We start from the raw sequence: 25,564 nt of genomic DNA on the forward strand, positions 1-25,564 counted from the left end.
ATGGTGCAGCCTCTCACCATTTTGACGCACTTGACAGGATCGAAAAATAGTCGAGATTTCCTATGTCAAATCAGCTGCTTGAGGAGGCGCTGGGAAGACCGGGAAATAACTAGAAAAATAACCGTGCACTGCTTTGGGTCCTGATCGAATGGACAACTTGCCAAACACCCGGCCTGAGTGGATTGGCAACTAACCAGGGGCTTGAAAGTTTCTTGCATAAAACCCAATGACATCAGTTGTTTACATGGATTCCGCCAACCGTGCAGCAACGACCGCGCAAGTACTTGGCATCTTTATTGAGTGCCGCCGCAGGTCGATGTGCCGGAGGGTGGAAGTCGTAAGTTCTCCGGCCATCGTCCGGCGCGCTGTCCCTTGGTGCGCCGGCCTGATGAGCAAAATAATCAGAACAACAGTGGAGCGGCCATGCAACAGATCAGATCCCAGGTGACCGAGCGCGCCGGCTTGTACGAGCTGGACGCCGGCAGCGACGTACTCGACAGCCCCCGTTACAACCACGACATCGCACCGACCCAGGTCCAGGAGCGCACCTGGAACAAATGGCACATCACCGCACTGTGGATCGGCATGTCGATCTGCGTGCCCACCTACACCCTGGGTGGGGTGCTCACCGCCTACTTCGGCCTCAGTGTCGGCGAGGCGCTGCTGGCGATCCTGCTGGCCAATATCGTGGTGCTGATTCCCCTGACCCTCAACGCCTTTGCCGGCACCAAGTACGGCATTCCGTTCCCGGTGCTGCTGCGCTCCTCGTTCGGCATCATCGGCTCCAACGTGCCGTGCCTGATCCGCGCCCTGGTGGCCTGCGGCTGGTTCGGCATCCAGACGATGTTCGGCGGGCTGGCGATCCACCTGTTCCTGGGCTCGATCTTCGAGGGCTGGAAGGCCCTGGGCGGCACCGGCGAGGTGATCGGCTTCATGATCTTCTGGACCCTCAACCTGTGGGTGGTGCTGCGCGGCGCCGAGTCGATCAAGTGGCTGGAAACCCTGTCCGCGCCGCTGCTGGTGGCGGTGGGCATCGGCCTGCTGGTGTGGGCCTTGCCCAGCGTGTCGCTGACTGAGCTGTTGGCGATCCCGCCCAAGCGCCCCGAAGGCGCCAGCGTCACCGGCTACTTCATGGCCGGGCTCACGGCGATGGTGGGTTTCTGGGCCACCTTGTCGCTGAACATTCCCGACTTCAGCCGCTACGCGAAAAGCCAGAAGGACCAGATCCTCGGGCAGATCTTCGGCCTGCCGCTGACCATGTTCCTGTTCGCCGCCCTGGGGGTGGTGATGACTGCCGCCTCGGTGAAACTGGTGGGGGTCACCGTCTCCGATCCGGTGAGCCTGATCGGCCACATCCAGAGCCCGGGCTGGGTGGCCCTGGCCATGGCGTTGATCATCATCGCCACCTTGTCCACCAACACCGCGGCCAACATCGTCTCGCCCACCAACGACTTCCAGAACCTGGCGCCCAAGCTGATCGGCCGCACCACCGCGGTGATCCTCACCGGCCTGGTGGGGCTGGCGCTGATGGGCCACGAGTTGCTGAAAAAACTCGGCCTGCTGATTTCCGACGTCAGCCTGGAGACGGTGTATTCCAACTGGCTGCTGGGTTATTCCAGCCTGCTGGGGCCGATTGCCGGGATCATGGTGGTGGACTATTTCATCATCAAGAAACAGCGCCTGGACCTGGCCGGCCTGTACCGCGACGACGTCTACCCGGCGTGGAACTGGCACGGTTTCATCGCCTTCGGCGTACCGGTGGCCCTGACCCTGATGTCCCTGGGCAGCAGCGCCTTCAACTGGTTCTACAGCTACGGCTGGTTCACCGGCTCGGCCCTGGGCGGGATGATCTACTACGGCCTGTGCAGCTGGCGCAGCCCCCAGGTGGCGACCGCCAAGACCCCAACATGAACACCCAGCCAGCGTGCTCGCGGGCACCACCCCCGTCCCGTAGGAGCTGGCTTGCCAGCGAAGGCGTCGGCACGGGCGACGCACATCTTGCGGGCCCCTTCGCCGGCAAGCGGTACGCCGCCCGGCCGACTCCTGGGCAAGAGCAGGTTTTTGCTAGGCCGTTATCCCGGGCGTTGCGCCACGCATCCCCCGACAAAACCAGAAGAAACGCCTGAGGAGATCACCATGAACGCTGCCGTCGAGGTTCTGCAATCCAGCCATCAGCACATCAACCGCGACCGCCTGTGGCAGTCGCTCATGGCGCTGGCCAAGCTCGGCGCCACGGTCAAGGGCGGGGTCTGTCGCCTGGCCCTGACCGACCTCGACCGCCAGGCCCGCGACCTGTTCGTGAAGTGGTGCGAGGAGGCCGGTTGCACCGTCACCGTGGACGGCATCGGCAACATCTTCGCCCGCCGCCCCGGGCGCAATCCGCACCTGCCGCCGGTGATGACCGGCAGCCATATCGACACCCAGCCTACCGGCGGCAAGTTCGACGGCTGTTTCGGCGTATTGGCCGGGCTGGAAGTGCTGCGCACCCTCAACGACCTCAAGCTGGAAACCGAAGCGCCCCTGGAAGTGGTGGTGTGGACCAACGAAGAGGGCTCGCGTTTTCCGCCGTGCATGATGGGCTCCGGGGTGTTCGCCGAAAAATTCACCCTGCAAGACACCCTGGCCAAGACCGACGTCGATGGCATCAGCGTCGGCGAGGCCCTGAACGCCATCGGCTACGCCGGCACGCGCCCGGTCAGCGGGCATCCGGTGGGCGCCTATTTCGAGGCGCACATCGAGCAAGGCCCGATCCTGGAAGATGAGCGCAAGACCATAGGCGTGGTGCTCGGCGCCCTGGGGCAGAAGTGGTTCGACCTCAAGCTGCGGGGCGTCGAAGCCCATGCCGGCCCGACCCCCATGCACCTGCGCAAGGACGCCCTGGTGGGCGCCGCCGCCGTGGTGGCGGCGGTCAATCGCGCCGCCCTCGGCCACCAGCCTCACGCCTGCGGCACCGTTGGCTGCCTGCAAGCCTACCCGGGTTCGCGCAACGTGATTCCGGGCGAGGTGCGCATGACCCTGGACTTCCGCCACCTGGAGCCGGCGCGCCTGGACTCGATGATTGCCGAGGTGCGCCAGGTGATCGACAACACCTGCGAAGAACACGGCCTGAGCTTCGAACTGACCCCCACCGCGGACTTTCCGCCGCTGTACTTCGACCCGGTGTGCGTCGATGCGGTGCGCGGCGCCGCGCAGGGTTTGGGGTTGTCCCACATGGACATCGTCAGCGGTGCCGGGCATGACGCGATCTTCGTCGCCGAGCTGGGCCCGGCGGGGATGATCTTCGTGCCTTGCGAAGGTGGCATCAGCCACAACGAAATCGAGAACGCCGACCCCGACGACCTCGCCGCCGGCTGCGCGGTGCTGCTGCGCGCCATGCTCGCCGCCTCCCAGGCCATCGCCCAGCGCCAAGCGTAGGAGCCGGCTTGCCGGCGAAGAGGCCCCTCAGATGTACGTCGCCGGTGCCGACGCCTTCGCTGGCAAGCCAGCGCCTACAGGGGGCTTGTGGTGTTTCCACGAATCCGCCCACACCACCATTCCCGTAGGAGCCGGCTTGCCGGCGAAGAGGCCGGCAAGACATGCATCGCCAATGCCGACGCCTTCGCTGGCAAGCCAGTTCCTGCAAGGGGCATCGTGGTGGGCTTTGCCTGGCGTACACTGGCGAACTTTTCCCATGGGATGCCGAATATGCACAGGATGGTGCTCTGCCTGGCCCTGGCTCTGAGCCTGGGCGGTTGTATCGATTACAAATGGGGCCACGACTGGAAGGCCGACAGTCCGGGCGGCTGGCAAGACGCAAGCGTTGTCGGTTTCGACAAAGGCACGGCGTTCCAGCTGGCCTGCGGGGGCAGCCCACTCTATGTGAACGTGGAGACCCACGCCTCCCATCAACTTTTATCGCTGTTCTTCATCCCGTTGTTTTCCGCGTCGGACGATGACGGCCATGTATGGATCAGGGCCAGTCACCCCAGCCTGATGGCATGTGCTTCGCCTGCGCAAAACCCTCTGCTGCTGAAGCTGGACAACCGGCCCATTCAGGCAGTTGGCTTCTCGCGGCGTAGCGGCGAAGGCCTGTGCATCATCGACCTGGGCCCGCGCGAGTTGCAGGGCGAACAGCTGTCGATCGAGGTCAACCAGGCCTTGCTGCCCTGCGCAGTGGCGCCGATGACCCTGAAAAAGGACAGTTTCTTCTGCCTGCGGGCTACAAAGTTCGGCGGTTCGACACCGTGCGGTCGGTAGCCAAAAGCAAGGCCCTGCGTACCGAACGCGGCCCGACCTTTCGCAGCCTCGCGGGCTCGGCAGCGGCTACAGGGTCTGTGGTGAGCTGGGTTTTTGTAGCCGCTGCCGCAGGCTGCGCACGCCCGGCACGGGCGTAGGGGGCAGGGCCGAGATAGAGCTGCCAGCCGAACCTAAGCTAATTCCTAAAAAGTATTTATTTTAGATTTGTTAGATCGATTAGCTTTTAGCGACTTTCCTGTCTCCCAGAAGGTTCGCCCCCATGCGCCTGCCCTTTGCTTTGCGTCGTAGCTTGTCGATCACCGCCCTGGCCGGCCTGGCGCTGGGCATGGCCCTCAATGCCCAGGCCGATACCGACCTGCGCATCGGCTACCAGAAATCCTCGACCCTGCTGGCCTTGCTCAAGGCCCAGGGCACCCTGGAAAAACAGCTGGCGGGGCAGGGCGTCAACATCACCTGGCACGAGTTCACCAGCGGCCTGCCGTTGGCGGAATCGCTGAATGTGGGCAATGTCGATATCAGCGCCGATGTCGCCGACACGGTGCCGGTCTTCGCCCAGGCCGCTGGGGCCAAGCTGACCTATTTCGCCACGGAAACCCCGTCGCCCGCCGCTCAGTCCATCGTCATCCCCAAGGATTCGCCGCTCAAATCCCTGGCCGACCTCAAGGGCAAGCGCATCGCCGTGACCAAGGCCGCCGGCAGCCACTACCTGCTGATCGCCGCCTTGCGCGAAGCGGGCTTGAGCTTCGCCGATATCCAGCCGGTGTACCTGACCCCGGCCGATGGCCGCGCGGCGCTGGAAACCGCCAAGGTCGATGCCTGGGTCACCTGGGAACCCTTTGTCGCCAGCGCCCAGCGCCAGCAGGGCGCGCGGGTGCTGCACGACGGCCAGGGGCTGGCCAGCTATCGCCGTTACTACCTGGCTTCCAACGACTACGCCAAGGCCCATCCCGAGGTGCTGCAGCAAGTGTTCGCCGAGCTGCAGAAGACCGGCACCTGGGTCAAGGCGCACCCGGCCGAGGCGGCAAAACTGCTGGGCCCGCTGTGGGGCAACCTGGACGTGCCGACGGTGGAACTGGCCAACAGCCGCCGCACTTACAAGGTGGAAGCGGTCAAGCCCGACGCCCTGGGCGAGCAGCAGAAAATCGCCGATGCCTTCTACCAGGAAAAGCTGTTGCCCAAGCCAGTGGATGCCCGGGCCGTGCAGTTGTGGAGCCCCAAATCCTTGTAGTGGGTCGTTAGGTCGCTTTCGCTTGTAGGAGCCGGCTTGCCGGCGAACAGGCCCCCCTTTTTCTTGTTCACCGCCGGTTACGCCATCCCGCGCCCGGCGTCAGGAGTTCCCGTGTCTGCCGTTCACCCCCAAGAGGCCTTTGCCGTCCCTGCCTCAATCAGCTCGCCCGCGGTTAACGCCGACGTGGTGCTGGAATTGCGCCACCTGACCAAGCACTACGCCCGCCGCCGTGGCCAGTCCGCTCCGCCTGCGGTTGAGCAGGTCAGCCTCAAGGTGCGCCGTGGCGAAGTGCTGTGCTTGATGGGCACCTCCGGCAGCGGCAAGTCCACCTTGCTGCGCCATATCAACCGGTTGATCGAGCCCAGCAGCGGCGAGGTGCTGATCGACGGTTCGGCCATCAGCCAGCTTTCGGCCAGGGAACTGCGCACCCTGCGTTCGCGGCGCATCGGCATGGTGTTCCAGCACTTCGGCCTGCTGCCCCATCGCAGCGTGCGCGACAACGTCGCCTTGCCCCTGGAACTGCGCGGCGAGCCTGAGGCCCTGCGCCATGCCGCGGCCGACGTGCAACTGCAGGCCATGGGCCTGGAAGGCTGGGGCGATCACTATCCCCATGAGCTGTCCGGCGGCATGCAGCAGCGGGTCGGCCTGGCCCGGGCCCTGGTCAGCGAGCCGGACATCCTGCTGATGGACGAACCCTTCAGCGCCCTGGACCCGACCATCCGCCGCGACCTGCAAAGCCACTTTCTGCAGGTGGTGCGCGAGCGCGGCATCACCACCTTGCTGGTGACCCACGACCCGGCCGAAGCCCTGCGCCTGGCGGACCGCATCGCCGTGCTGCGCCACGGCCAGCTGATTCAGGTCGGCACGCCCGAGGAATTGCTGAAGCAGCCGGCGGATGCCGAAGTGGCGGACTTCTTCCAGGAACACGGCGCCCGCAGCGCCACGCCGGTGGCGACGATTGCCCCGCGCAAGAGCGCGACGACCCCGGCGCCGGTCAACCCCGGACTGTCCTCTGCCCAGGCCCTGCTGCTGGGGCCCGCCGCCCTGGCCGCCAGCGGTCGCGGGGGCCTCTACTGGCTGGGCTTCGCCCTGGAACTGGGGGCGGCCGCAGCCTTGGGGCAGGGGCTGGCCACGGCCAGTTTCGCCTGGGCCGCCCTGGCGCTCATCGGCTTGCTGCTCAGCCGCCTGTTGAGCCTGGCCCTGGCCCGCCGCCCCAGCCGCCTGGGGCGTTCGGACTGGCGTCTGCCGTGGCTGGTGTTGCTGCTGTCCCAGGTCCTGGTGCTGTGGCGGGTGTTGGCCACCGATGCCTCTGGCCCCTGGCTGCAATTTCCCGCCGACCGGCAAGTGCTGCTGGGCACCGCCGCGGCCATCGATCAACTGATTGCCTGGTCCCAGGTGACGTTCGAAAGCACCTTCGTCGGCGTGATAGTCGCCGTGCGCACGGTGATCGAAAGCATCGAAAGCCTGCTGGGCTGGCTGCCCTGGCCGGTGCCGGCCCTGGCCCTGGTGCTGCTGGCCTGGCGCAGCGCCGGCGCCGCCCTGGCCCTGACCAGTGCCGCGGCCTTGCTCTACATCGGCCTGTTCGGTTTCTGGGAGCGGACCATCGCCACCCTGGCCCTGGTGGGCTCCTCGGTGCTGATCTCGCTGTTGATCGGCGTACCCGCCGGCATTCTCCTGGCCAAGCGCGCCCTGGCCCGGCGCCTGATCACTCCGCTCCTGGACGTGATGCAGACCTTGCCCACCTTCGTGTACCTGATCCCGGCGGTGGCGTTCTTCTCGGTGGGCAAGACCCCGGCGGTGATCGCCACGGTGATCTTCGCCCTGGCGCCGATGATCCGCCTCACTGCCCTGGGGATTCAGGAAGTGCCCAAGACCGCCGTCGAAGCAGCCCTGGCCCACGGCGCCACGCCGTGGCAGATCCTGACCAAGGTCGAACTGCCCCTGGCCGCCGGCTCCTTGCTACTGGGGATCAACCAGACCCTGGTGATGAGCCTGTCGATGGTGGTGGTGGCGGCGCTGATCGGCGCCGGTGGCCTGGGCTACGACGTGATGACCGCGCTGCGCAACATCAAGGGCGGCGAGGGCATGTTGGCCGGCGCCGCGATCGTGTTCTGCGCGCTGATTCCCGATCGAATCATTCAAGCGACCCTGCGCCAGCGGGATCGCACTATGCATCAATCATGAGGTGTCCCTTGAACAAGTCGTTTACCCGTACCCTTGGCGCCGCCGCGCTGCTGTTGGGTTTGTCCCTGCCGGTGCTGGCCAAGGACAAGATCGTCATTGGCGAACAGAACTGGACCGGCGCCATCGCCATCCAGAATATCCTCGGCGAAGTGATCAAGAGCCGCCTCGACGGCGACGTTTCCTACCTGGCCGGTGACGTTCCGGTGCTGTTCGCCGCCGCTGCCAAGGGCGACGGTTCGGTGGACGTACTGACCGACATCTGGCTGCCCAACCAGTCCGCCGCCTGGGCCAAATACGTCACCGGCGGTACCCGTTCCCTGGTGCCCAACAAGCAACCGTACCTGGGGGTACAGGGCTTCTACATCCCCGGCTACCTGCAAGACAAATACGGCGTGAAGTCGGTCTACGACCTGCAAAAGCCCGAAGTGGCGAAACTCTTCGAACCCCTGGGCGGCGGCAAGGCGCAACTGCTGGTGGGCCCGGCGGGCTGGGAGTCGACCTACATCGGCCAGATCAAGGCCAAGGATTTCGGCTTTGCCGATAAATTCGAGTCTGTGTCCACCGAAGCCTCGGTGACCTACGCCAAACTGGCCGCGGCCTACAAGGCCCAGCGCGGCGTGGTGTTCTACGCCTACACCCCGGACTGGATCTTCTCCGCCTTCGACCTGCGCCGCCTGGATGAACCGGCATTCGACGGCTACGCCCAGGACAACAAGAAGGGCGACCCGCTGTACAAGGCCGATGGCTGCTGGAAATTCATCAGCCCGACAGTGGATGCCGACTGGCTGAGCAAGAGCAAGATCACCTGCGCCTACCCGGATGCACGGGTCTATGTCCTGGCCTCCAGCGCCCTGCAAAAACGCGCACCACGGATCGCCGCGTTCCTGGAGAACTTCAACATCGAACCCCAGACCCTGAATGACCTGATCCTCAAGATCGAAAAGGAACAGCAACCGGCGGCGCAGGCGGCCAAGGAATGGGTCGCGGCGCACCCGCAGATCGTTGATGGCTGGCTGGGTGCCAGCGGCGAGAAAGTGGGAGTGGCGCAATGAGTGGGGCGCCGGTGAACAGCCTCGAACAGGCGACCTTCGGCGCCGGGTGTTTCTGGGGCGCGGAAGCCGCGTTTCGGGCGCTGCCTGGGGTCGTGGACAGCCGCGTCGGCTACGCCGTGGAAGCGGCGGACGAAGCCTTGCAGATTGAAGTGGTGCAGGTGGATTTCGACCCGCAGGTGCTGGCATATACCCGCCTGATCGAACACTTCTGGGACCTGCACGATCCGACCTCGGTGGATCGCCAGGGCGAGCATGGCGGGGTGAAATATCGCTCGGCGATTTTCCACACCAACGCCGCGCAGGCCGAACAGGCGAGGGCGGCCAAGACCGCTCTGCAAGACTCCGGCCGCCTCAACAAACCCGTAGCCACGGTGGTCGTACCACTGGGGCGCTTTGAACTGGCGGATGAAGAACACCAGCGTTACCTGGAAAAGAACGGCCTGAGCAGCTGTCATATCTGATCGTTTGCAGATACGCAGGCTTCTGTAGGAGCTGGCTTGCCAGCGAAGAGGCCCGCAAGACCGCCTTCGCCGGCAAGTCGGCTCCTACGCAACCCGCCACTGAATCACTTCCAGCACCGCGCAGCCTTCTCGGGTGAGCAGGTGCACGCCACGGGTGATGCGGGTCAGGTCGCAATCGCTGATGTCTTTCAGCTCCAGGGTGGACAGGCTGTCCATCAGGTCGCGGACCATGGTGAAACGGTGGGCGGTGCTGCTGGCCAGGTCGCTCAAAGGGGCTTGGGTGTCGAGGTAGAACACCGGGTGTTCGGTGTCGTGGGTGTCGATGGGGGTGAAGCGGGGGAGGTGATGGTCAGTCATAGGTATGGCTCCTGCTTATAGAGCAATCGCCTTTTTTGCCGACCGTGAGGATTGGGGCAGTGATGCGTGAGCAGGTTGGCCGAGGAGAGGGCAACAGCACACCCTGGGGTGTCCCGCGCACCACCGTCATCAACCTTTGATCGCCGGTACAAAAGCGATTGCGAGGATGTTTGAAAGTGGATGCGTTCCTATATTCGACCGGCCAAGGTCGCTCGCGGATTTGGTTGCGAGGGGCGGACTATAGGAGGGATGCCAGAGCGGTGCAACCGGGCATTGAAGTTGATGTTTGAGTGGTTGTGTCGACTGTCTGGTGGCTGGTTTTGATGGGGGACATATCTATTGCTGCGGTCACGGCCACTTAGGGTTTCGCCCTTACGGCGAGTCCCTTTTTTTCAAACGCCAAAAAAAGGAACCAAAAAACGCTTGCCCCTCCATACGGCCCCTCGCTGGGGCTCGGGGTGCCCTCGCTTCGGCATTGCTCCGGGGGCACGCCGCCACAGGCCATCCATGGCCTGATGGCGGCTAGCTCGGCATCCCTGCCGAGCTGCCCCCTACGCAACGCCTGCGCTCGGCCTGCTGGGAAGGGGCCTGAAGATCAAAAGCAAAAGCCAAGCGCGTTTGCGCGCTCTTCGTAGGAGCCGGCTTGCCGGCGAATCGGCCCGCAAGACATGCAGCGCCCTGGCGGACGCCTTCGCTGGCAAGCCAGCTCCTACATGGGGGCGGTGCACACCGCCCCATCTTCAGGCCGGCCGCAAGGCCGCCGTCAGATTTTGCTTTTGCTTTTGATCTTCCTGCCCCCTTAAACACGATGGCCGAACGCAGGCATTGAGCCGTGGGTAACCCGGCAGGACGCCGGGTTAGCCGCCATCAGGCCATGGATGGCCTGTGGCGGCGGCCCACGGATCAATGCCGGAGAGAGGGCACGCAGAGCCTAGGCGAGGCGCCGAGTGGAGGGGCAGGAGCCCTTTGGTTACTTTGGGGCTTTTCCAAAGTGACTCGCTGTAAGAGCGAAACCGTAAGTGGCCACACCCGCAGCAACGGATATGTATACCACCGCGGTAAAAATGAAACGCAGCAACGGATATGTATTCCGAACCTCCCTAACGACCTCTATATCACCCCTTAAAATAGACTGGTGAGTGTCGTCGCAGACTAAAAAAACATTGATGATTGATCTTTCTAGTTAGACGGTCAGCGTGTCGTGGGTCTTGCAACCTATCGGCGTCACGATATTTACGACAATTTATGGAACTCGCTGAAACCTAATTTACCCATCCGTTCATCGTCAGAGGAACTGATGGTGAAGCAATACTTCTGCTCAGATATTTGTATTGCCCTCTGGGCTATCAAAGCTTGTGGGCATGAGATTAAGCAGGCATCTGGGCAGAAAAACATAGTTTGTTTTTATCCAAATCTCTCGCATACGCTGAAAAGTATGGTCCCCGTTGGCCGGGTTTACCCTCGCAGGTACCGCCTAATTCAATCACCTTTTCATGAAAGCTTTTTACTTTTTCTACAGAGTCAACATTAAAACCAATCATCGTGCCATTTCCATTTGTTGCAGGCTCCTTGTTAAAGGGAGTTGCTAGCGCAAATGAGAAATTGCTGCTTTGCCAGTAAGTCATTCTGTCTGTTGATATCACGTACTTGAGTTCTGTTTCCTCAAAGAGTGCATTGTAGAACTCAATTGCGGCCTCCATGTTATTTGTACCTAGGACGCAGTAGTTGACTCTCATAATTTAATATCTCGTATTTGTAGCAGGGTTTAGTACTCATGATTAGCATGTTAAAGCTGCTCATTGTCGTCATTATGCTGCAGGGCAGTGACAGTTTCCGTCAGGATTGATTGATACGCACAACAAGGGTAGGCCGCTGAGTTTGGGGAAATCCTACGTTAAGCCGGCTCGGCTTAAGTGCGTGTCATGCCCTTGCAACTCATCGGCGCCACGATATCTCCGACAATGTGTGGAGTTTGCTGAAACCGCATTTAGCCGGCCGCGAAGGTACCAGGGGAGGACGAGCCAAGGTTCACCAACACCGTATTGTGGGTTTGCGCGCCGGGGCACCTTGGAGAGACCCGCCAGGCGATCATGTTTCAGGTTTCAAGCCCCACCTTTCCACCCCCCACCCAACGCCACCACCAACCCCACACTGGCCTGCAGCTCCCTTGTCTGCACCGCCTGCAACCCCCGTTGCGCCTGCAAGGCTGCAGTCTGCGCCGTCACCACATCCAGGTAACTCACCGCCCCGGCCTGATAGCTGTTCATGGCCAAGGTCTGGGTATGCAGCGCCGCATTCACCGCTGCCTGTTGGTCCAGCGCTTCCTGGTGCAAGTCCCGCAGTTGTCCGAGGTTGTCCTCCACCTCGCGCACCGCTCGCAGCACTTGCCCACGGTAATGGGCGGCGGCTTCTTCGAACTCGGCATGGGCCTGGCGTTCATTGGCGCTCAGCCGGCCGCCATCAAAAATCGGCAGGTTCACCAACGGCCCCAGGGCCCAATAGCGATTGCCCGCCGCCAGCAGGTTGCCCACGCCCTGGGTCTGGCCACCGAGCATGCCGGTCAGGCTGAAATCCGGGTACCAGGCGGCGCGGGCGATGCCGATGCCGGCATTGGCGGCATACACACGGCGTTCGGCGGCGGCAATGTCCGGCCTTCGTTGCAGCAGGGTGCTGGGCAGTTGCCGGGGAATGCTCGGCAGGCTCAAGAGTTGCGCAGAGGGCGTCAGGTGGAATTGGCTGGCCGGCTCGCCCACCAGTTCGCCGATGGCGTGTTCGGTGAGGTTGCGTTGGGCGCGCACTTCGTCCAGTTCGGCTTCGGCGCTGGCCAGTTGGCTCTGGGCCCGGGTCAGGTCCAGTTCCGAGGCGATCTGCCCCTGGTAGCGGTCGCGGGTCAGTTGCAGGGCCTGGGCGTAATCCTCCAGGGAGTGGCTGAGGATGCGGCTCTGGGCGTCCAGGCCATTGAGTTGCACATACAGGCTCGCCAGCTGTTTTTGCAGGCTCAGGCGCGCGGCTGCCAAGTCGTCGCCGGAGGCTTGGGCCTGGGCATCTCCGGCAGCCGCTTGATTGCGAATCCGCCCCCAGAGGTCGAGGTCCAAGCCCAGGGCAAAACCGGCGGTGTTGCTGTTGTATACCGAAGGCTGGGTGCTGCCGCGCAGCGGGCGGCTGTCCGACTGACGCTGGCGCAGCGGTTGGGCGCTGGCGCTGATCTGCGGGAACAGCCCGGCATGCAGTTGGCTGGCGTAGGCCTGGGCAGCGTCGTAGTGGGCCAGGGCCGCCGCCAGATCCGGGTTGGCTCGGAGCAGGCGTTGTTGCAGGTCATCCAACTGTGGGTCCTGGTACAGCCGCCACCATTGTTCGGCGAGCACCTGGGGCGCGGCGGCCGGGTGCCAGGGGCCGTCGGCGCTCTGTTCGCGATAGTGCGCGGGCAGGTCGATAGGCGGCACTTGGTACTGGGGGGCCAGGGAGCAGCCGTGCAGGGCCAGCAACAGCAGGGCGGCGAGGGGCTTAAGCCTTGGGCGCATGTTCGCCTCCCGCGTCCGCCAGTTGCACCAGATCACCTTCGCGCAGGGCGTCCGGCGGGTTGTCGATGACCTGGTCGGTCGCTTGCAGGCCCTGGTCGATCACCAGCCGTTCCCCCAGGTCCAGGCCGATATGGATGCTGCGCAGGTGCACGTGGCGGGAACCGTCGATCACCGCCACCTGGGTGCCCTGGGCGCGGAAGATCAGGGCGCTGGCGGGGATGCTCACGCCGTGGGTGTCGGCGGGAATCGCCAGGGTCGCCTCGGCATAGTCGCCGGGCATCAGCGCGCCGTCCGGGTTGGCGGCGACGAACTGCGCCAGCAGGGTGCCGGAGCGTGGGTCGATGGCGGTGGAATCGCCCAGCAGTTGCGCGCTGAAGTGCTGGCCAGGGTGCTCGGGCACGGTCAACTGCGCGTGCAGGCCGGGGCGGATCACGCTGGCGTAGTTCTGCGGAATCGGCACGTAGAGCCGCAGTTTGTGGGTGTCCGCCAGGTCGAACAGCTCCGGGTCGCTGTCGTTGTCGGCCTTGATCAACTGGCCGATATCGGTGTGGCGGGCGGTGATGGTGCCGGCGAACGGCGCACGAATGGTCTTGTAGTCCTCCAGCGCCGAGAGCCGCGCATAGTCGGCGGCGGCCGCCTCGGCATTGGCTTTGGCGGCGGCTGCGTTGGAGGTCTTTTCATCGGCTTCCTGGCGCGATACCGAGTGGCTGGCCAAGAGGTTCTGCCAGCGCTCGGCGGTGGTCTGGGCCAGCCGGGCATTGGCTTGCTGCTGGGTCATCCGCGCCCGGGCCTGGGCCACTTGCTGGTCCAGGTCGGGGCTGTCGATATGGGCCAGTACCTGCCCGGCGGCCACGTGGGTGCCTATGTCCTGGGTCCAGTCCTTGAGGTAGCCGCTGACCCGGGCATGGATCGGCGCCTTGCTCCAGGCTTCCAGGTGCGCCGGCAGGCGCAGGGTGTCGCCCAGCACGTTGTGCTGCGGCTGGAACACCAGCACTTGCGGCACGGCGGCGGTTTCGGTCCAGGCAACGACGGCCCGTTCATGCCGGGTGCGCGCGGCCAGGCCGCTGGCCACCAGCAGGGCAGCCAGGCTCAGGCCGCCGATGCCCAACAGCATCAGGCGTTTGCGCGAAGGGGTGTGATCAGGCGACATGGGTGTTTTCTCCAGCAACAGCGGATTGGGGACGGCGGCCGTGGACCAGGCTGAAGACCACGGGGACAAAGATCAGGGTGGCCACGGTGGCGAGGAGCAGCCCGCCGATCACCGCGCGGCCCAGGGGCGCGTTTTGCTCTTCGGAAAGGGCCAGGGGCAGCATGCCGATGATCATCGCCAGGGCGGTCATGCACACCGGGCGAAAGCGCGTGTAGCCGGCTTCCAGCGCGGCCTTGAGGGCATCGCCATGTGCCGCCAGGCGCTCGCGGCAAAAACTCACCACCAGGATCGAGTTGGCGGTGGCCACCCCCATGCACAGGATGGCCCCGGTCAGCGCCGGCACCGACAGCGAGGTGCCACTCAAGAACAGCATCCACACGATCCCGGCCAGGGCTGCCGGCAGCGCGGTGATGATCACGAACGGATCGACCCAGGACTGGAAGTTGACCACGATCAGCAGGTAGATCAGCACCACCGCTCCCAGCAGGCCCAGGCTCAGGCCGCTGAAGGCTTCGTGCAGGGCGTCGATCTGCCCGTGCAGGCTGACCGTGGCGCCCTTGGGTCGCAGGGCCGCAGCGTCGTCCAGAACCTTTTGCATGTCGTGGGCCACGGCGCCCAGGTCGCGGCCCTGCACGTTGGCGTACAGGTCCAGTGTGGGCTGGATGTTGTAGTGGCTGACCACCGCCGGGCTCTCGACCCGGGAGATGTCCGCCAGGCCGCCGAGGATCTGCGACTGGCCGTTGCTGCCGGTCACCGGCAGCGCTTCCAGGGCCGGCAGGCTGTCCAGGCGGTACTGCGGGGTAGCCGCGACGATGGAATAGGACACGCCGTTCTTCGGGTTGAGCCAGAAGGTCGGCGCCACCTGGGAACTGCCGGCCAAGGACGCCACCATGCTGTTGGTTACGTCACGCTCGGTGATGCCCAGGCCATTGGCCCGCAGGCGATCGACCTTGACCTGCAAGGACGGGTAGCCGGTGGACTGCTGGATCCGCAGGTCGGCAATGCCCGGCACATGTTGCAGGCGCCGTTGCAGTTCCAGGGCGTAGGCGCGGTTGGCCGCGGCGTCGGGCCCGGAGATTTTCACGTCCAGGGGGGCCGGGGCGCCGAAGTTGAGGATCTGGCTGCTGATGTCTGCCGGCAGGAAGGCGAACTGGCTGCCGGGGAAGCTTTCCGGCAAGGCTTCACGCAGCTGTTTTACATAGTCGGCGCTGGGGGCGTGGCCGGGTTTGAGGGTGACCTGGATATCACCGTCCTGGGGGCCGATGGTGCCGCTGTTGCTGTAGGCCATGTCGATGCCGCTCAAGGGGATGCCGATGTTGTCGATGATGCTGTCCAGTTGCTCGGCCGGAATCACTTCGCGAATCCGCGCTTCGATGCGGTCGAAGGCCGCCGCGCTTTCCTCGATCCGCGTGCCCAGGGGCAGCCGTACGTGCAGGGCCAGGGCCCCGGCGTCGGTGGCGGGGAAGAAGTCCTGGCCCAGGCTCGGCAGCAGGGCGAAGGAGGCCAGCACGCAGGCAAGAAAGCCGAGGATGAAGGTCTTGCGCCGGCCCAGGGCCAGGTGCAGCAGGCCGTGGTAGGTGTCGCGCACGCTGGAGAAACGCGCCTCGAAACCCTGTTGAAAGGCCAATAGCCCGCGCACCAGGGCATTGCGCGGCTTGGCATGCTGTTCGCCTTCGTGATGGTTGATGAAGGCATCTTCCGGGTGATGCCCCGGACCTGCTTCCGGCGTATGGGGCTTGAGCAGGTACATGGCCAGTGTGGGCACCAGGGTCCGCGAGAGGATGAACGAGCTGGCCATGGCGAAGATCACCGCCAGGGCCATGGGCCGGAACAGGTAGCCGGCGATGCCCTGCAGCAGGAACATCGGCACGAAGACGATGCAGATGCACAGCAGCGAGACGAAGGCCGGGCCGACGATCTGCCTGGCGCCGTCGAGGATGGCCTGCTTGACCGCCTTGCCCTGCTCCAGGTGCCAGTTGATGTTCTCGATGGTCACGGTGGCGTCGTCCACCAGGATCCCCACCGCCAGGGCCAGGCCGCCCAGGGTCATCACATTCAGGGTCTGGCCGCTGAGCGCCAGCAGGGCAATGGCCGAGAGCACCGCCAGGGGAATCGAGGCGGCGATGATCAGTGTGGAGCGCCAGCTGCCGAGGAACAGCAGGATCATCGCGCTGGTCAGCAGGGCGGCGATGATGCCTTCCTGGGCCACGCTGCCCACCGACTGCTTGACGAACACCGAGGCGTCCCCCAGCAGTGAGGTCTTCAGCGCTGGCGGCAGGGTCTCATTGATGCGCGGCAGCATCTGGCGGATGCCGTCGACGATCGACAGGGTGGAGATGTTGCCGTTCTTCAGGGCCGGCATCAGCACCGCGCGGCGTCCGTCGACCCGCACGATGTTGGTCTGCGGCGGCGAGCCGTCGCGCACGTGGGCCACCTGGCCGATGGTGATCAGCGCGCCGTCCACGGTCTTGATCGGCAGGTCGTTGAGCTCCTCGATGGCGGTCGGGCTGTTGTTCAGCAGCACCGTGTATTCATCGCTGCCCAGCTTGGCGGTGCCCACCGGGATGATCTGGTTCTGCGCCGCCAGGGCATTGCCCACGTCCTGGGCCGACAGGCCCTTGGCGGCCAGGGCTTGCGGGTCCAGGTCGAGGGTGATCTGGCGCTGCTTGCCGCCCATGGGGGTGGGCATGGCCAGGCCGGGCAGGGCGCTCAGGGGCAGGCGGATGTTGTTCTGCACCAGGTCGCGGATCTTCGCCTCCGACAGGGTCGGGCTGGAAAACGCCATCTGCAGGATCGGCACCGTCGAGGCGCTGTAGTTGAGGATCAGCGGCGGGGTGATGCCCGGCGGCATCTGCTTGAGCACGGTTTGTGACACCGCGGTCACCTGGGCGTTGGCGGTGCGGATATCGACCCCGGGCTGGAAGAAGATCTTGACGATGCCCATGCCCGGCAGCGACTGCGACTCGATGTGCTGGATGTCGTTGACCGTGGTGCTCAGGGAGCGCTCGTAGGTGTAGATCACCCGCCCGGCCATGGCGTCCGGCGACAGGCCGTTGTACTGCCAGACCACCGCCACCACCGGGATGCCGATATCCGGGAACACGTCGGTGGGGGTACGCAGGGCCGCCAGGGGCCCGATGATGCAGATGAATATCGCCAGCACGATGAACGTGTAGGGCTTGAGCAGTGCGGTCTTGACCAGCCCGAGCATGCCGAAAACCTCCGAGGGAGTGGGGTTGCAAACCTCGGCAGCCTGCAGCGACCCACCTAACACGCGGCTTTCAGCCAGGTGAAGGAAGTTTTAGGTAAGGCCTGTATTTCCTTTCATGTGGATTCATTTGTTCTCGCACCGGGGCCTCGACAAGCTTGGTGGCCATCGGCGCAGGGTATTTTTCCGGGCTTGCGCCGCACTCATGACTGTCATTTGCGAGGTTTCGTCCATGTCCCTCAAACCCTTGTTGCTGCTGCCGGGCCTGGGCCTGGTGTGCCTGCTTTCGGCCTGTGCCGGGCCGCTGCCCAAGGCCGATCCTCAGCAGGCCTGGATCGATCTTGCTCCTGAGTCGCCGAACGACTTGCTGGCCGACAGCGTCGATGGCCAGCGCCTGAACGATGGCCGCTATTTCCAGGTCAGCCCCGGCCAGCACCGCTTGCGGATGGCCTTGCTGCAAGGGGCCAACGGCAACTCGGCGCAACCCGACTGCCTGGGGCGCCTGGACTATGCCGGGTTCCAGGCGGGGGGGCATTACCGACTGGTGGAGTCCAGCCAGGGCCAGGACGTCAGCGCCGCTCTGCTGGACGCCCAGGGCCGGCAGGTGGCCCAGAGCCGGCCGTTCAGTTGCCTGTAGGGCTTCTTTTTTCATTGCCAAGGTAGATTTTTATGACACTCAAACCGCTGCTGCTGATACCCGTCCTGGGCCTCGCGTGCCTGCTCGGCGCTTGCGCCGGGCCCATGCCCCGGCCCGATCCCAGCGAGGCCTGGATCGGCCTGCAGGAAGAGGCGCCCAACGACCTGATGGCCGAACGGGTGGACGGGCAGAAGATCGACGATGGTCGCTATTTCCAGGTCAAGCCCGGTGCTCACCGCCTGGACGTGACCCTGTTTGAAGAGAACGTCGGCGACTCCAACCAGCAAGACTGCGACGGCCACATCAGCTACGGCGGCTTCAAGGCCGGGGAGCATTACACACTGGTGGAGTCGAGCCTGGGGAACGAGGTGTCGGCGCGCCTGTATGACGCCAAGGGCAAGCAGGTAGCCAGTACCCACGACTTCAATTGCATGCCCGGCTGACGGGGCTGTTTACCGCGCTCAAACAAGGACATTTCGCTCACCACAAAGAGACGGGCCTGACTTCAGACCCATGGCGAGCCAGGGGATGATAGGGGCCTGTCTCCCAGCAAACGGGCGTGCGTCATGAAGCAAGAGGCTGAAGCGGCGATCTCTTCCACCGAAGTGGCATTTGGCGAAGTGGCGCAAATGATCACCGCCGCGCGGCAGCGGGCAGTGCGCGCGGTGAATACTGAACTGGTGGAGCTGTATTGGCAGGTCGGGGCCTATATCAGCCGCAAGATCGAGGCGGCGGAGTGGGGTGATGGCGTGGTCCGGCAATTGGCGGATTACCTGGCGCGGCAGCAGCCGGGCCTGCGGGGTTTTACCCGGGCAAACCTGTTTCGCATGCGCCAGTTTTATGAGGCCTATCGTGCTGACGAGAAAGTCGCACCACTGGTGCGACAATTGTCCTGGAGCCACCATCTGGTGGTGATGGGACAGAGCAAAGGGCCCAGTGAACGTGAGTTCTACCTGCGCTTGGCGGTCCAGGAACAATGGTCACGCAGAGAACTGGAACGGCAGATCAAATCCGCGCTGTTCGAACGCACGCTGACCCGCCCGGCCAATGCCTCGGCAACCTTGAAGCAGGCCCGTCCCGAGGCCCTGAAGGTCTTCAAGGATGCCTACATGGTGGAGTTTCTCGGCCTGGCCCAGGGGCATGACGAAGCCGACCTGCACCAGGGGCTTCTGCGCCAACTCAAGGATTTCCTGATCGAGATGGGGCGCGACTTCTGCTTTGTCGCTTCAGGCTATCCGCTGCAGGTCGGCGGGCGCGATTTCGCCCTGGACCTGCTGCTGTTCCATCGCGGGTTGAATTGCCTGGTGGCCGTTGAGCTCAAGGTCGGGCGCTTCGAGCCGGAGTACCTGGGCAAGCTGGACTTCTACCTGGAGGCCCTGGATCGCCAGGTGCGCAAGCCCCACGAGAATCCGGCCCTGGGCGTGTTGCTCTGTGCCAGCAAGGAGGACGAGGTGGTGGAATATGCCCTCAACCGCTCCCTGTCGCCGGCGCTGATCGCCGAGTACCGGACCCAGTTGCCGGACAAGCAACTGCTGCAGGCCAAGCTGCAGGAGTTCTATGCCCTGGACACCCAGGCGCGGTGAGTCGGGTGGCCATGGTGTCCGGGGCGCTGCACTGCCTTGGTGAGTCGAATGCCCAGCCTGGCGCCGCCCTCCGGTTCATTGCGACTCACTGCCGAACCAGTCGGCCAGGCGTGCGCTGGCTTGTTCCCGGACCTCGGCGTTGATGTGGGCGGCCACTGTCACCACTGAGCCGGTCAACAGGCCGAGATCATCCACGTACCCGGCCCCGGGGAGCAGGTCGGGGATGATGTCCAGCGGCAGTACGAAGTAACCCAGGGCGGCATAGATGGTGGTCTTGGCCCAGATCGGGGTTTGCGGCCGTTGCGCGGCGTAGTAGAGCCATAGGGCTTTCTGGATCAAGGCCCGGCCGATGCGTGAGGCGTAGCGGCCGATCTTGCGCCAGAAACAGAGTTCAAGGGACTGGGCGGTGGACATGGCGCACTCCTGAGGGACATGGGTCCAGGTCATGGTCGCCCCCCGAGCGCTGGACCGGCAGAGGCCAATATTTCCCCGGTCGTTCTCAGCGTAGGAGCCGGCTTGCCGGCGAAAGGGCCGGACCAGGCGCCGTGAATCTTGCTTCAGGACAGGGGCGCCTGTGAGTACGCCTTCGCTGGCAAGCCAGCTCCTACGTGTGGGGCGTACACGGTGCTGCAGGAGCCGGCTGGCGAAGGGGTCAAGGGGCAATCAGCCCCAGGGCGCCGCCGGCCAGCAGCAGGGCAGCGAGGATCCCGGTAATGGCGAACAGCTGTTGCAGCCGCGGGCCGGCCAGGTGGCTGGCTACCTGGCGTCCCAGCACCAGCCCCAGGACCGCCCCCAGGGCAAAGGGCGCGCCCACCGCCCAGTGCATGATCCCGCTGAGGCTGGCGGTGACCACGCTGCCCAGGGAGACCAGGGCGATCACCGCCAGTGAGGTGGCGACGATGCTCTTGCTGTCCAGGTTGGTGTAGCGGCTCAGGGCCGGGATGATGATGAAGCCGCCACCCACCCCCAGCAGCCCGGAAAGCAGCCCCGAGAGCATCCCGGTGAAGGTCAGCGCCCGGGCGCAGGGCAGGGTCCAGCGCAGGCGGCCCTGGGCCGGGTTGAGCACGCAGGGCATGAAGGCCGGGCGCGGCGCCGGCTGGCCCTGTTTCAGTTCCAGGCTGGCTTTGCGCAGGATGCGCCCGCAGGCGTACAGCAGCACCAGGGAGAACAGCAGCGCCAGCGGCAGGTTGGGCAGGCGGTGGGCCAGCCACAGGCCCAGCGGCGCCATGAGGATGCCGATGCCGGCCACGAAGCCCGCCGCGCGGTAGCGCACGATGCCCTGGCGCAAGCCCAGCACCGCGCCGACGCTGGCTGCCAGGCCCACCGCCAGCAGGCCGATGGGCGCGGCCTGGACCATGCTCAGGCCCAGGCCGAAGACCAGGAGCGGCACGGCGAGGATGCCGCCACCGGCCCCGGTCAGGGCCAGGATCGCGCCAATGATCGCCCCCAGCCCGGCGCCCAGAAGACTGTGCTCGCTCATGCTTTCGGGGTGTCCGTGGCCAGGGTCGGGTGGGCCAGCCATTCGTGGCCCTTGAGCATGCCGCGCCAGTACAGCGGTGGCAGGATCCGTTCCTTCAGCCACCAGGCGCGACGGGTTGGCTGGCGCCCGTCCAGCAGCCAGCGCGGGAAACTCGGAGCCAGCTTGCCGCCATAGGTGAATTCGGCGAGGACGATCTTGCCCCGTTCCACGGTCAGCGGGCAGGAACCGTAGCCGTCGTATTCGGCCAGGCGGGTCAGGCGCTTGAGGGCAACCAGCACATTGTTGGCCACCACCGGTGCCTGTTTGCGTGCCGCTGCGGCAGTCTTGGCATTGCTGGTATTGGTGGCGTCCCCCAGGCCGTGGATGTTCACGTAGCGCTTGTGGCGCAGGCTGCCCGGGTCGACGTCGATCCAGCCGGCGGCGTCCGCCAGGGGGCTCTGGCGGATGAAGTCCGGGGCGCACTGGGGAGGCACCACGTGCAGCATATCGAAGGCCCGTTCCAATGTTTCCTGGCGGCCATCGGCCAGGGTGCGGACAAAGGTCGCGCGTTTGGCCGGGCCGTTCACCGCCACCAGGTTATGGCCAAAATCCAGTTCGATGCCGTACTTCTTCACGTATTCCATCAGCGCCGGCACGTAGTCGGCGACGCCGAACAGCACACCGCCGGCATTCAGGAAGCGCGGCTTGATCTGCCCCAGGCGGCCGTGGCGCAGCCAGTGGTCGCAGGACAGGTACATGGCCTTTTGTGGCGCTCCGGCGCACTTGATCGGCATCGGCGGCTGGCTGAACAGCGCCTCGCCCTGTTGCAGTTGCTGCACCAGTTGCCAGGTGTAGGGCGCCAGGTCGTAGCGGTAGTTGGAGGTCACGCCGTGGTTGCCCAGGGCCTGGGGCAGGCCGTCGATGGCGGCCCAGTCGAGCTTGAGCCCGGGGCAGACGATTAGTTGGTCATAGGCCAGCACCCGGCCGTCCTCCAGCACGAGGGCGTTGTGTTCCGGGTCGAAGCGGCTGACCGCGTCCTGGATCCACTTGACCCCCTGGGGCATCAGCTCGGCCATGGCGCGCTCGGTGGACTGGGCGCTGAATACTCCGGCGCCCACCAGGGTCCAGCCGGGTTGGTAATAGTGGTGCCGGGCAGGGTCGATGAGTGCCACGTCCAGGTGTGGATCGCGGGTCAAGAGGCTGGCAGCAACGGCGATGCCGGCGGCACCGCCACCGACGATCAGCACCTGGTGGCTGCCGTCGACAGTGGGCAGGGCCGGGTTGAAGGGGCGCATGGCAAGGTCTCCGTGTGGAGTAGGTAATAGTTATAGGGTGTTCAGGGGAATCTTCAGGTAGCTCACGCCGTTGTCCTCGGGCTCGGGGAAGTGCCCGCTGCGCATGTTGACCTGCACCGAAGGCAGGATCAGCACCGGCATGTCCAGGGTCGCGTCGCGGGCTTCGCGCATGGCCACGAAGCTGTCTTCGTCGACCCCCTGGTGAATGTGGATGTTGTTGGCGCGCTGCTCGGCGACGGTGGTCATGTACTGCAGCTCGCGGCCGTTGGGCAGGTAGTCGTGGCACATGAACAGCCGGGTGCTGGGGGGCAGGGCGAGGATCTTGCCGATCGAGCGGTACAGGGTCCGCGCGTCGGCCCCGGGGAAGTCGCAGCGGGCGGTGCCGTAGTCGGGCATGAACAGGGTGTCGCCGACAAAGGCCAGGGTTTCGTCGCCGACCTGCACCAGGTAGGTCATGCAGGCCGGGGTATGCCCCGGGGTGTGCATGGCCCGCGCGGTGAGGCCGCCGATGGCGAATTCGGCGCTGTCTTCGAGCAGCACGTCGAACTGGCTGCCGTCCCGGGCAAAGGCCGGGGCTTCGTTGAACAGCGCGCCGAAGGTCTTCTGCACCCGGGTGATCTGGTTGCCGATGGCCACCTGGGCCCCGAGCTGCGCCTTGAGGTAGGCGGCGGCCGACAGGTGGTCGGCATGCACATGGGTTTCCAGGATCCAGTCGACCCGGGCGTCCAGCTCTTTCACCCGGGCGATCAGGCGGTCGGCGGACTCGGTGTGGGTGCGGCCGGATTTCGGGTCGTAGTCCAGCACGCTGTCGATCAATGCGCAGTGGCGGCTGGCCAGGTCCATCACCAGGTAGCTGATGGTCCAGGTATGGCTGTCGAAAAAGGCTTCTACACGCAGCGTGTCGCTGATGATCATGGGGCACTCCAGGCAATGAAGGTGAGGGCAGTCTGCGCTGACGCTCGTTTCTTGAAGTGTCAATAAGCGTGCCAACCCGAAACGGCGTCGTTTGGCGCCTGTTCATTGGTCTAGACGCTTTTTCAACCCCTTGGTGATGTGTTGTCGCCAGGACTGTCACCCGAGGTTGGCAGTCATTTGGCAGTTGCTGGCAGAAAATGGCAGTGATGGCGCCCATGCTTTAAGCTGCCGCCTCTGCCCCGGAGTTGCCCATGTCCCTGATTGCCACCGACCTAGTCCCGCCACCGATGTCCGCCCTGGTGTCCTACCTCGAACACGACCCGCAGCCCACCATAGTGCTGGACACCGACTACAACATCATCGCCGCCAACACCGCCTACCAGCGTCAGTTCGGCGTGGCCGGCAAGCCCCACGTGGGCGCCAAGTGCTACCGGGTGTCCCACCAGTTCGCCGTGCCCTGCGACCAGGCCGGCGAGCATTGCCCGATGCGCAAGGCCCATGACAGCCGCGTACCGGAACGCATGCTGCACATCCACCACACGCCCCGGGGGCCGGAGCATGTGGACGTGGAGCTGCGGCCGATCATTGGCCAAGACGGCACGGTGGTGGCCTATGTCGAGCGCCTGAGTTCGGTGGCCGTGGCCTCGGTACAACCCCAGCAGAAGGGCCTGGTGGGGCGCTCGCCGGCCTTCAACGAAGCCTTGGGCGCCTTGCAGCGGGCGGCGCCGGCGCCGATCCCGGTATTGCTCCAGGGTGAATCCGGCACCGGCAAGGAGCTGTTCGCCCGTGCCCTGCACGACGGCAGCCCCCGGGCCAGCGGGCCGCTGGTGGTGGTGGACTGCACCGGGCTTACCGAAAGCCTGCTGGAAAGCGAATTGTTCGGTTATGAAAAGGGCGCCTTCACCGGTGCCCTGCAGCGCAAGATCGGCCTGGCCGAAGCCGCCCATGGCGGCACCCTGTTTCTCGACGAGATCGGCGAAGTGCCCCTGGCCATGCAGGTCAAACTGCTGCGCCTGATCGAGTCCGGCAGCTTTCGCCCGGTGGGCAGCCTGCGCACCGTGCACTCGGATTTCCGCCTGGTGGCGGCGACCCACAAGCCGCTCAAGGAAATGGTCGCCGCCGGCACCTTCCGCCAGGACCTGTACTACCGCATCAGCGCCTTCCCGATCCGCCTGCCTGCCTTGCGCGAACGCAGCGACGACCTGCCACTGCTGATCGACAGCCTGCTGCGCCGGCTTGACCCCGGGGTAGTGCCGCGGGTCGATCCCCAGGCCCTGGCCCAACTGAGCCTGTACACCTACCCGGGCAATATCCGCGAGCTGCGCAACATCCTCGAGCGGGCGCGGCTGTTCAGCGACGACGGGGTGATCCGCCTGGCGGACCTGCCGCCGGAGCTGCGCAGCACGCCGGCACCAGCGCCGCCGGGCCGCCGCCGCGGCAGCAAGGACCTGGAGCAACTGGCCCATGCCCTGGAGGTGTTCGAGGGTTCGCGCAGTGAGCTGGCCAGGGCCCTGGGCCTGAGCGAGCGGACCCTGTACCGGCGGCTCAAGGCCCTGGGTCTGTAGCGGCGGGCGAGGGTGGCAGGGCCACCTCAATCTTGGGCGGGGTGGTTCTGGAGGGGCAGGTCGCAGGCCATCACCCACATGCCGATCTGTTCCAGGTCGGTGCTGAACGGCACCTCGTCGACCTGCCGCAGGCCGGCGCTTTCATAGAAGCGCCGGGCGCCGCCGTTGCTCTTGAGCACGTCCAGCCAAAGGCAGGGCTCACCGGCAGCGCTGGCCCGTTGCAGCACATGCTCCAGCAACCGGCGGCCATAGCCCTTGCCGGCCTCGGACTTGAGCAGATAGATCTTCTGCAGTTCGGCCCCGCGCCGGGCTCCATCGGGCAGTGGCCGGTTCCAGTTGAGCTTGGCAAAACCGATGGGCTGCTGCTGCGGGTCCAGGGCCAGCAGCCACAGGTGCAGGTGCTTGTCGGCCAGGGACTGTTCCAGGGGGGCGGGGGCAAAGTCCTGGGCCAGGAACTGCTGCATGCCTTCGGTGCTCCAGATCGCGGCGAAGTGCTCGCGGTAGGTGGCGCAGCCAATGGCCTGGAGGGTGTCGATATCGCGGCTGTCGGCTTCACGGATGGTGATCATGCGTCATTCCTCGAGGGGCGGCTGGCCGGTGTCGCCGGGCTGGCGGCTGGCCCGCAATCCGGACGGGGCAGCTTACTCCGTTGCCCAAAGGGGCTCCAGCGCTCGGGCCGGGGCACGATGGCGGCGCGCCGTGGTCGTAGTTGC

Annotated in this window: 21 protein-coding genes; 11 read left to right on the forward strand and 10 right to left on the reverse strand. The window is 65.1% G+C overall.

All coding sequences use genetic code 11. The features are described 5' to 3' along the window. Window positions 1-423 precede the first annotated feature (423 nt). The 7 genes from PFLCHA0_RS13060 to msrA all read left to right on the forward strand — a co-directional run bounded on the left by PFLCHA0_RS13060 (window position 424) and on the right by msrA (window position 9,161). Window positions 424-1,911, forward strand: coding sequence for an NCS1 family nucleobase:cation symporter-1 (locus tag PFLCHA0_RS13060; RefSeq protein WP_015635279.1), 1,488 nt, complete (start codon window positions 424-426; stop codon window positions 1,909-1,911). Between the two features lie 225 nt (window positions 1,912-2,136). Continuing rightward, on the forward strand, window positions 2,137-3,414 hold the full coding sequence (locus PFLCHA0_RS13065) for a Zn-dependent hydrolase (protein ID WP_015635280.1): 1,278 nt from the start codon (window positions 2,137-2,139) through the stop codon (window positions 3,412-3,414). Between the two features lie 270 nt (window positions 3,415-3,684). Then, window positions 3,685-4,236 carry a hypothetical protein gene (locus tag PFLCHA0_RS13070; RefSeq protein ID WP_015635281.1) on the forward strand — a complete coding sequence of 184 codons (552 nt, stop codon included), beginning with the start codon at window positions 3,685-3,687 and terminating at the stop codon, window positions 4,234-4,236. A gap of 259 nt (window positions 4,237-4,495) precedes the next feature. After that, window positions 4,496-5,464, forward strand: coding sequence for an aliphatic sulfonate ABC transporter substrate-binding protein (locus PFLCHA0_RS13075; protein ID WP_015635282.1), 969 nt, complete (start codon window positions 4,496-4,498; stop codon window positions 5,462-5,464). 111 nt (window positions 5,465-5,575) lie between these two features. Next, window positions 5,576-7,648 (forward strand): ATP-binding cassette domain-containing protein, encoded by a 2,073-nt coding sequence (locus PFLCHA0_RS13080; RefSeq protein WP_015635283.1) that lies wholly within the window; start codon window positions 5,576-5,578, stop codon window positions 7,646-7,648. Continuing rightward, window positions 7,645-8,700 (forward strand): ABC transporter substrate-binding protein, encoded by a 1,056-nt coding sequence (locus tag PFLCHA0_RS13085; RefSeq protein WP_015635284.1) that lies wholly within the window; start codon window positions 7,645-7,647, stop codon window positions 8,698-8,700. The genes PFLCHA0_RS13080 and PFLCHA0_RS13085 overlap by 4 nt, the downstream gene beginning before the upstream one ends. Further along, the gene (msrA, locus tag PFLCHA0_RS13090; RefSeq protein WP_015635285.1) at window positions 8,697-9,161 is read left to right on the forward strand and encodes a peptide-methionine (S)-S-oxide reductase MsrA; all 465 of its coding nucleotides are present in this window, start codon (window positions 8,697-8,699) and stop codon (window positions 9,159-9,161) included. Before PFLCHA0_RS13085 ends, msrA begins: the two co-directional genes overlap by 4 nt. An 84-nt stretch (window positions 9,162-9,245) precedes the next feature. Here msrA and PFLCHA0_RS13095 read toward each other — a convergent pair whose 3' ends face one another. The 5 genes from PFLCHA0_RS13095 to PFLCHA0_RS13110 all read right to left on the reverse strand — a co-directional run bounded on the left by PFLCHA0_RS13095 (window position 9,246) and on the right by PFLCHA0_RS13110 (window position 17,400). Continuing rightward, a complete protein-coding gene (locus tag PFLCHA0_RS13095) occupies window positions 9,246-9,518 on the reverse strand; it encodes a hypothetical protein (RefSeq protein ID WP_015635286.1) in 273 nt (90 codons plus the stop codon). A gap of 1,367 nt (window positions 9,519-10,885) precedes the next feature. Continuing rightward, window positions 10,886-11,254: a VOC family protein gene (locus tag PFLCHA0_RS31215; protein WP_080644451.1), complete on the reverse strand. Its 369-nt coding sequence runs from the start codon at window positions 11,252-11,254 to the stop codon at window positions 10,886-10,888. A 366-nt stretch (window positions 11,255-11,620) separates the two neighbouring features. Further along, complete coding sequence (locus PFLCHA0_RS13100) at window positions 11,621-13,039, reverse strand: efflux transporter outer membrane subunit (RefSeq protein ID WP_015635287.1); 1,419 nt, start codon at window positions 13,037-13,039, stop codon at window positions 11,621-11,623. Next, window positions 13,023-14,189, reverse strand: coding sequence for an efflux RND transporter periplasmic adaptor subunit (locus PFLCHA0_RS13105; protein ID WP_015635288.1), 1,167 nt, complete (start codon window positions 14,187-14,189; stop codon window positions 13,023-13,025). The genes PFLCHA0_RS13100 and PFLCHA0_RS13105 overlap by 17 nt, the downstream gene beginning before the upstream one ends. Next, the gene (locus tag PFLCHA0_RS13110; RefSeq protein WP_015635289.1) at window positions 14,179-17,400 is read right to left on the reverse strand and encodes an efflux RND transporter permease subunit; all 3,222 of its coding nucleotides are present in this window, start codon (window positions 17,398-17,400) and stop codon (window positions 14,179-14,181) included. Before PFLCHA0_RS13110 ends, PFLCHA0_RS13105 begins: the two co-directional genes overlap by 11 nt. A 229-nt stretch (window positions 17,401-17,629) precedes the next feature. Between PFLCHA0_RS13110 and PFLCHA0_RS13115 the strand changes: the two genes are divergently transcribed. The 3 genes from PFLCHA0_RS13115 to PFLCHA0_RS13125 all read left to right on the forward strand — a co-directional run bounded on the left by PFLCHA0_RS13115 (window position 17,630) and on the right by PFLCHA0_RS13125 (window position 19,617). Then, window positions 17,630-18,034: a PA0061/PA0062 family lipoprotein gene (locus tag PFLCHA0_RS13115; RefSeq protein WP_015635290.1), complete on the forward strand. Its 405-nt coding sequence runs from the start codon at window positions 17,630-17,632 to the stop codon at window positions 18,032-18,034. Between the two features lie 32 nt (window positions 18,035-18,066). Continuing rightward, the gene (locus PFLCHA0_RS13120) at window positions 18,067-18,477 is read left to right on the forward strand and encodes a PA0061/PA0062 family lipoprotein (protein WP_015635291.1); all 411 of its coding nucleotides are present in this window, start codon (window positions 18,067-18,069) and stop codon (window positions 18,475-18,477) included. Between the two features lie 123 nt (window positions 18,478-18,600). Next, on the forward strand, window positions 18,601-19,617 hold the full coding sequence (locus PFLCHA0_RS13125) for a PDDEXK nuclease domain-containing protein (RefSeq protein WP_015635292.1): 1,017 nt from the start codon (window positions 18,601-18,603) through the stop codon (window positions 19,615-19,617). Between the two features lie 75 nt (window positions 19,618-19,692). Here PFLCHA0_RS13125 and PFLCHA0_RS13130 read toward each other — a convergent pair whose 3' ends face one another. From PFLCHA0_RS13130 to PFLCHA0_RS13145, 4 genes are all read right to left on the reverse strand, one after another. After that, a complete protein-coding gene (locus tag PFLCHA0_RS13130; protein WP_041117719.1) occupies window positions 19,693-20,031 on the reverse strand; it encodes a YkvA family protein in 339 nt (112 codons plus the stop codon). A 238-nt stretch (window positions 20,032-20,269) separates the two neighbouring features. Next, window positions 20,270-21,097: a sulfite exporter TauE/SafE family protein gene (locus PFLCHA0_RS13135; RefSeq protein ID WP_015635294.1), complete on the reverse strand. Its 828-nt coding sequence runs from the start codon at window positions 21,095-21,097 to the stop codon at window positions 20,270-20,272. Continuing rightward, window positions 21,094-22,371 carry an NAD(P)/FAD-dependent oxidoreductase gene (locus tag PFLCHA0_RS13140; protein ID WP_015635295.1) on the reverse strand — a complete coding sequence of 426 codons (1,278 nt, stop codon included), beginning with the start codon at window positions 22,369-22,371 and terminating at the stop codon, window positions 21,094-21,096. Before PFLCHA0_RS13140 ends, PFLCHA0_RS13135 begins: the two co-directional genes overlap by 4 nt. Before the next feature lie 30 nt (window positions 22,372-22,401). After that, window positions 22,402-23,286, reverse strand: a complete 885-nt coding sequence (locus PFLCHA0_RS13145) for an MBL fold metallo-hydrolase (protein ID WP_015635296.1) — start codon at window positions 23,284-23,286, stop codon at window positions 22,402-22,404. Between the two features lie 251 nt (window positions 23,287-23,537). Between PFLCHA0_RS13145 and PFLCHA0_RS13150 the strand changes: the two genes are divergently transcribed. Next, window positions 23,538-24,851, forward strand: coding sequence for a sigma-54 interaction domain-containing protein (locus PFLCHA0_RS13150; RefSeq protein WP_015635297.1), 1,314 nt, complete (start codon window positions 23,538-23,540; stop codon window positions 24,849-24,851). Window positions 24,852-24,877: 26 nt separating this feature from the next. Here the strand turns inward: PFLCHA0_RS13150 and PFLCHA0_RS13155 are convergent, their stop codons facing one another. Continuing rightward, window positions 24,878-25,420, reverse strand: coding sequence for a GNAT family N-acetyltransferase (locus PFLCHA0_RS13155; RefSeq protein WP_015635298.1), 543 nt, complete (start codon window positions 25,418-25,420; stop codon window positions 24,878-24,880). Window positions 25,421-25,564: the final 144 nt, after the last annotated feature.

This window comes from Pseudomonas protegens CHA0, assembly GCF_000397205.1.
GTDB lineage: Bacteria > Pseudomonadota > Gammaproteobacteria > Pseudomonadales > Pseudomonadaceae > Aquipseudomonas > Aquipseudomonas protegens.

Excerpts from the sequence above, each read along its gene's own strand:
- PFLCHA0_RS13150 (WP_015635297.1), top strand. The coding sequence starts at position 23,538 with ATGTCCCTGATTGCCACCGACCTAGTCCCGCCACCGATGTCCGCCCTG.
- msrA (WP_015635285.1), top strand. The coding sequence starts at position 8,697 with ATGAGTGGGGCGCCGGTGAACAGCCTCGAACAGGCGACCTTCGGCGCC.
- PFLCHA0_RS13075 (WP_015635282.1), top strand. The coding sequence starts at position 4,496 with ATGCGCCTGCCCTTTGCTTTGCGTCGTAGCTTGTCGATCACCGCCCTG.
- PFLCHA0_RS13120 (WP_015635291.1), top strand. The coding sequence starts at position 18,067 with ATGACACTCAAACCGCTGCTGCTGATACCCGTCCTGGGCCTCGCGTGC.
- PFLCHA0_RS31215 (WP_080644451.1), bottom strand. The coding sequence starts at position 11,254 with ATGAGAGTCAACTACTGCGTCCTAGGTACAAATAACATGGAGGCCGCA.
- PFLCHA0_RS13060 (WP_015635279.1), top strand. The coding sequence starts at position 424 with ATGCAACAGATCAGATCCCAGGTGACCGAGCGCGCCGGCTTGTACGAG.
- PFLCHA0_RS13135 (WP_015635294.1), bottom strand. The coding sequence starts at position 21,097 with ATGAGCGAGCACAGTCTTCTGGGCGCCGGGCTGGGGGCGATCATTGGC.
- PFLCHA0_RS13140 (WP_015635295.1), bottom strand. The coding sequence starts at position 22,371 with ATGCGCCCCTTCAACCCGGCCCTGCCCACTGTCGACGGCAGCCACCAG.
- PFLCHA0_RS13110 (WP_015635289.1), bottom strand. The coding sequence starts at position 17,400 with ATGCTCGGGCTGGTCAAGACCGCACTGCTCAAGCCCTACACGTTCATC.
- PFLCHA0_RS13145 (WP_015635296.1), bottom strand. The coding sequence starts at position 23,286 with ATGATCATCAGCGACACGCTGCGTGTAGAAGCCTTTTTCGACAGCCAT.
- PFLCHA0_RS13130 (WP_041117719.1), bottom strand. The coding sequence starts at position 20,031 with ATGTCCACCGCCCAGTCCCTTGAACTCTGTTTCTGGCGCAAGATCGGC.
- PFLCHA0_RS13065 (WP_015635280.1), top strand. The coding sequence starts at position 2,137 with ATGAACGCTGCCGTCGAGGTTCTGCAATCCAGCCATCAGCACATCAAC.
- PFLCHA0_RS13100 (WP_015635287.1), bottom strand. The coding sequence starts at position 13,039 with ATGCGCCCAAGGCTTAAGCCCCTCGCCGCCCTGCTGTTGCTGGCCCTG.
- PFLCHA0_RS13155 (WP_015635298.1), bottom strand. The coding sequence starts at position 25,420 with ATGATCACCATCCGTGAAGCCGACAGCCGCGATATCGACACCCTCCAG.
- PFLCHA0_RS13115 (WP_015635290.1), top strand. The coding sequence starts at position 17,630 with ATGTCCCTCAAACCCTTGTTGCTGCTGCCGGGCCTGGGCCTGGTGTGC.
- PFLCHA0_RS13105 (WP_015635288.1), bottom strand. The coding sequence starts at position 14,189 with ATGTCGCCTGATCACACCCCTTCGCGCAAACGCCTGATGCTGTTGGGC.
- PFLCHA0_RS13070 (WP_015635281.1), top strand. The coding sequence starts at position 3,685 with ATGCACAGGATGGTGCTCTGCCTGGCCCTGGCTCTGAGCCTGGGCGGT.
- PFLCHA0_RS13095 (WP_015635286.1), bottom strand. The coding sequence starts at position 9,518 with ATGACTGACCATCACCTCCCCCGCTTCACCCCCATCGACACCCACGAC.
- PFLCHA0_RS13125 (WP_015635292.1), top strand. The coding sequence starts at position 18,601 with ATGAAGCAAGAGGCTGAAGCGGCGATCTCTTCCACCGAAGTGGCATTT.
- PFLCHA0_RS13085 (WP_015635284.1), top strand. The coding sequence starts at position 7,645 with ATGAGGTGTCCCTTGAACAAGTCGTTTACCCGTACCCTTGGCGCCGCC.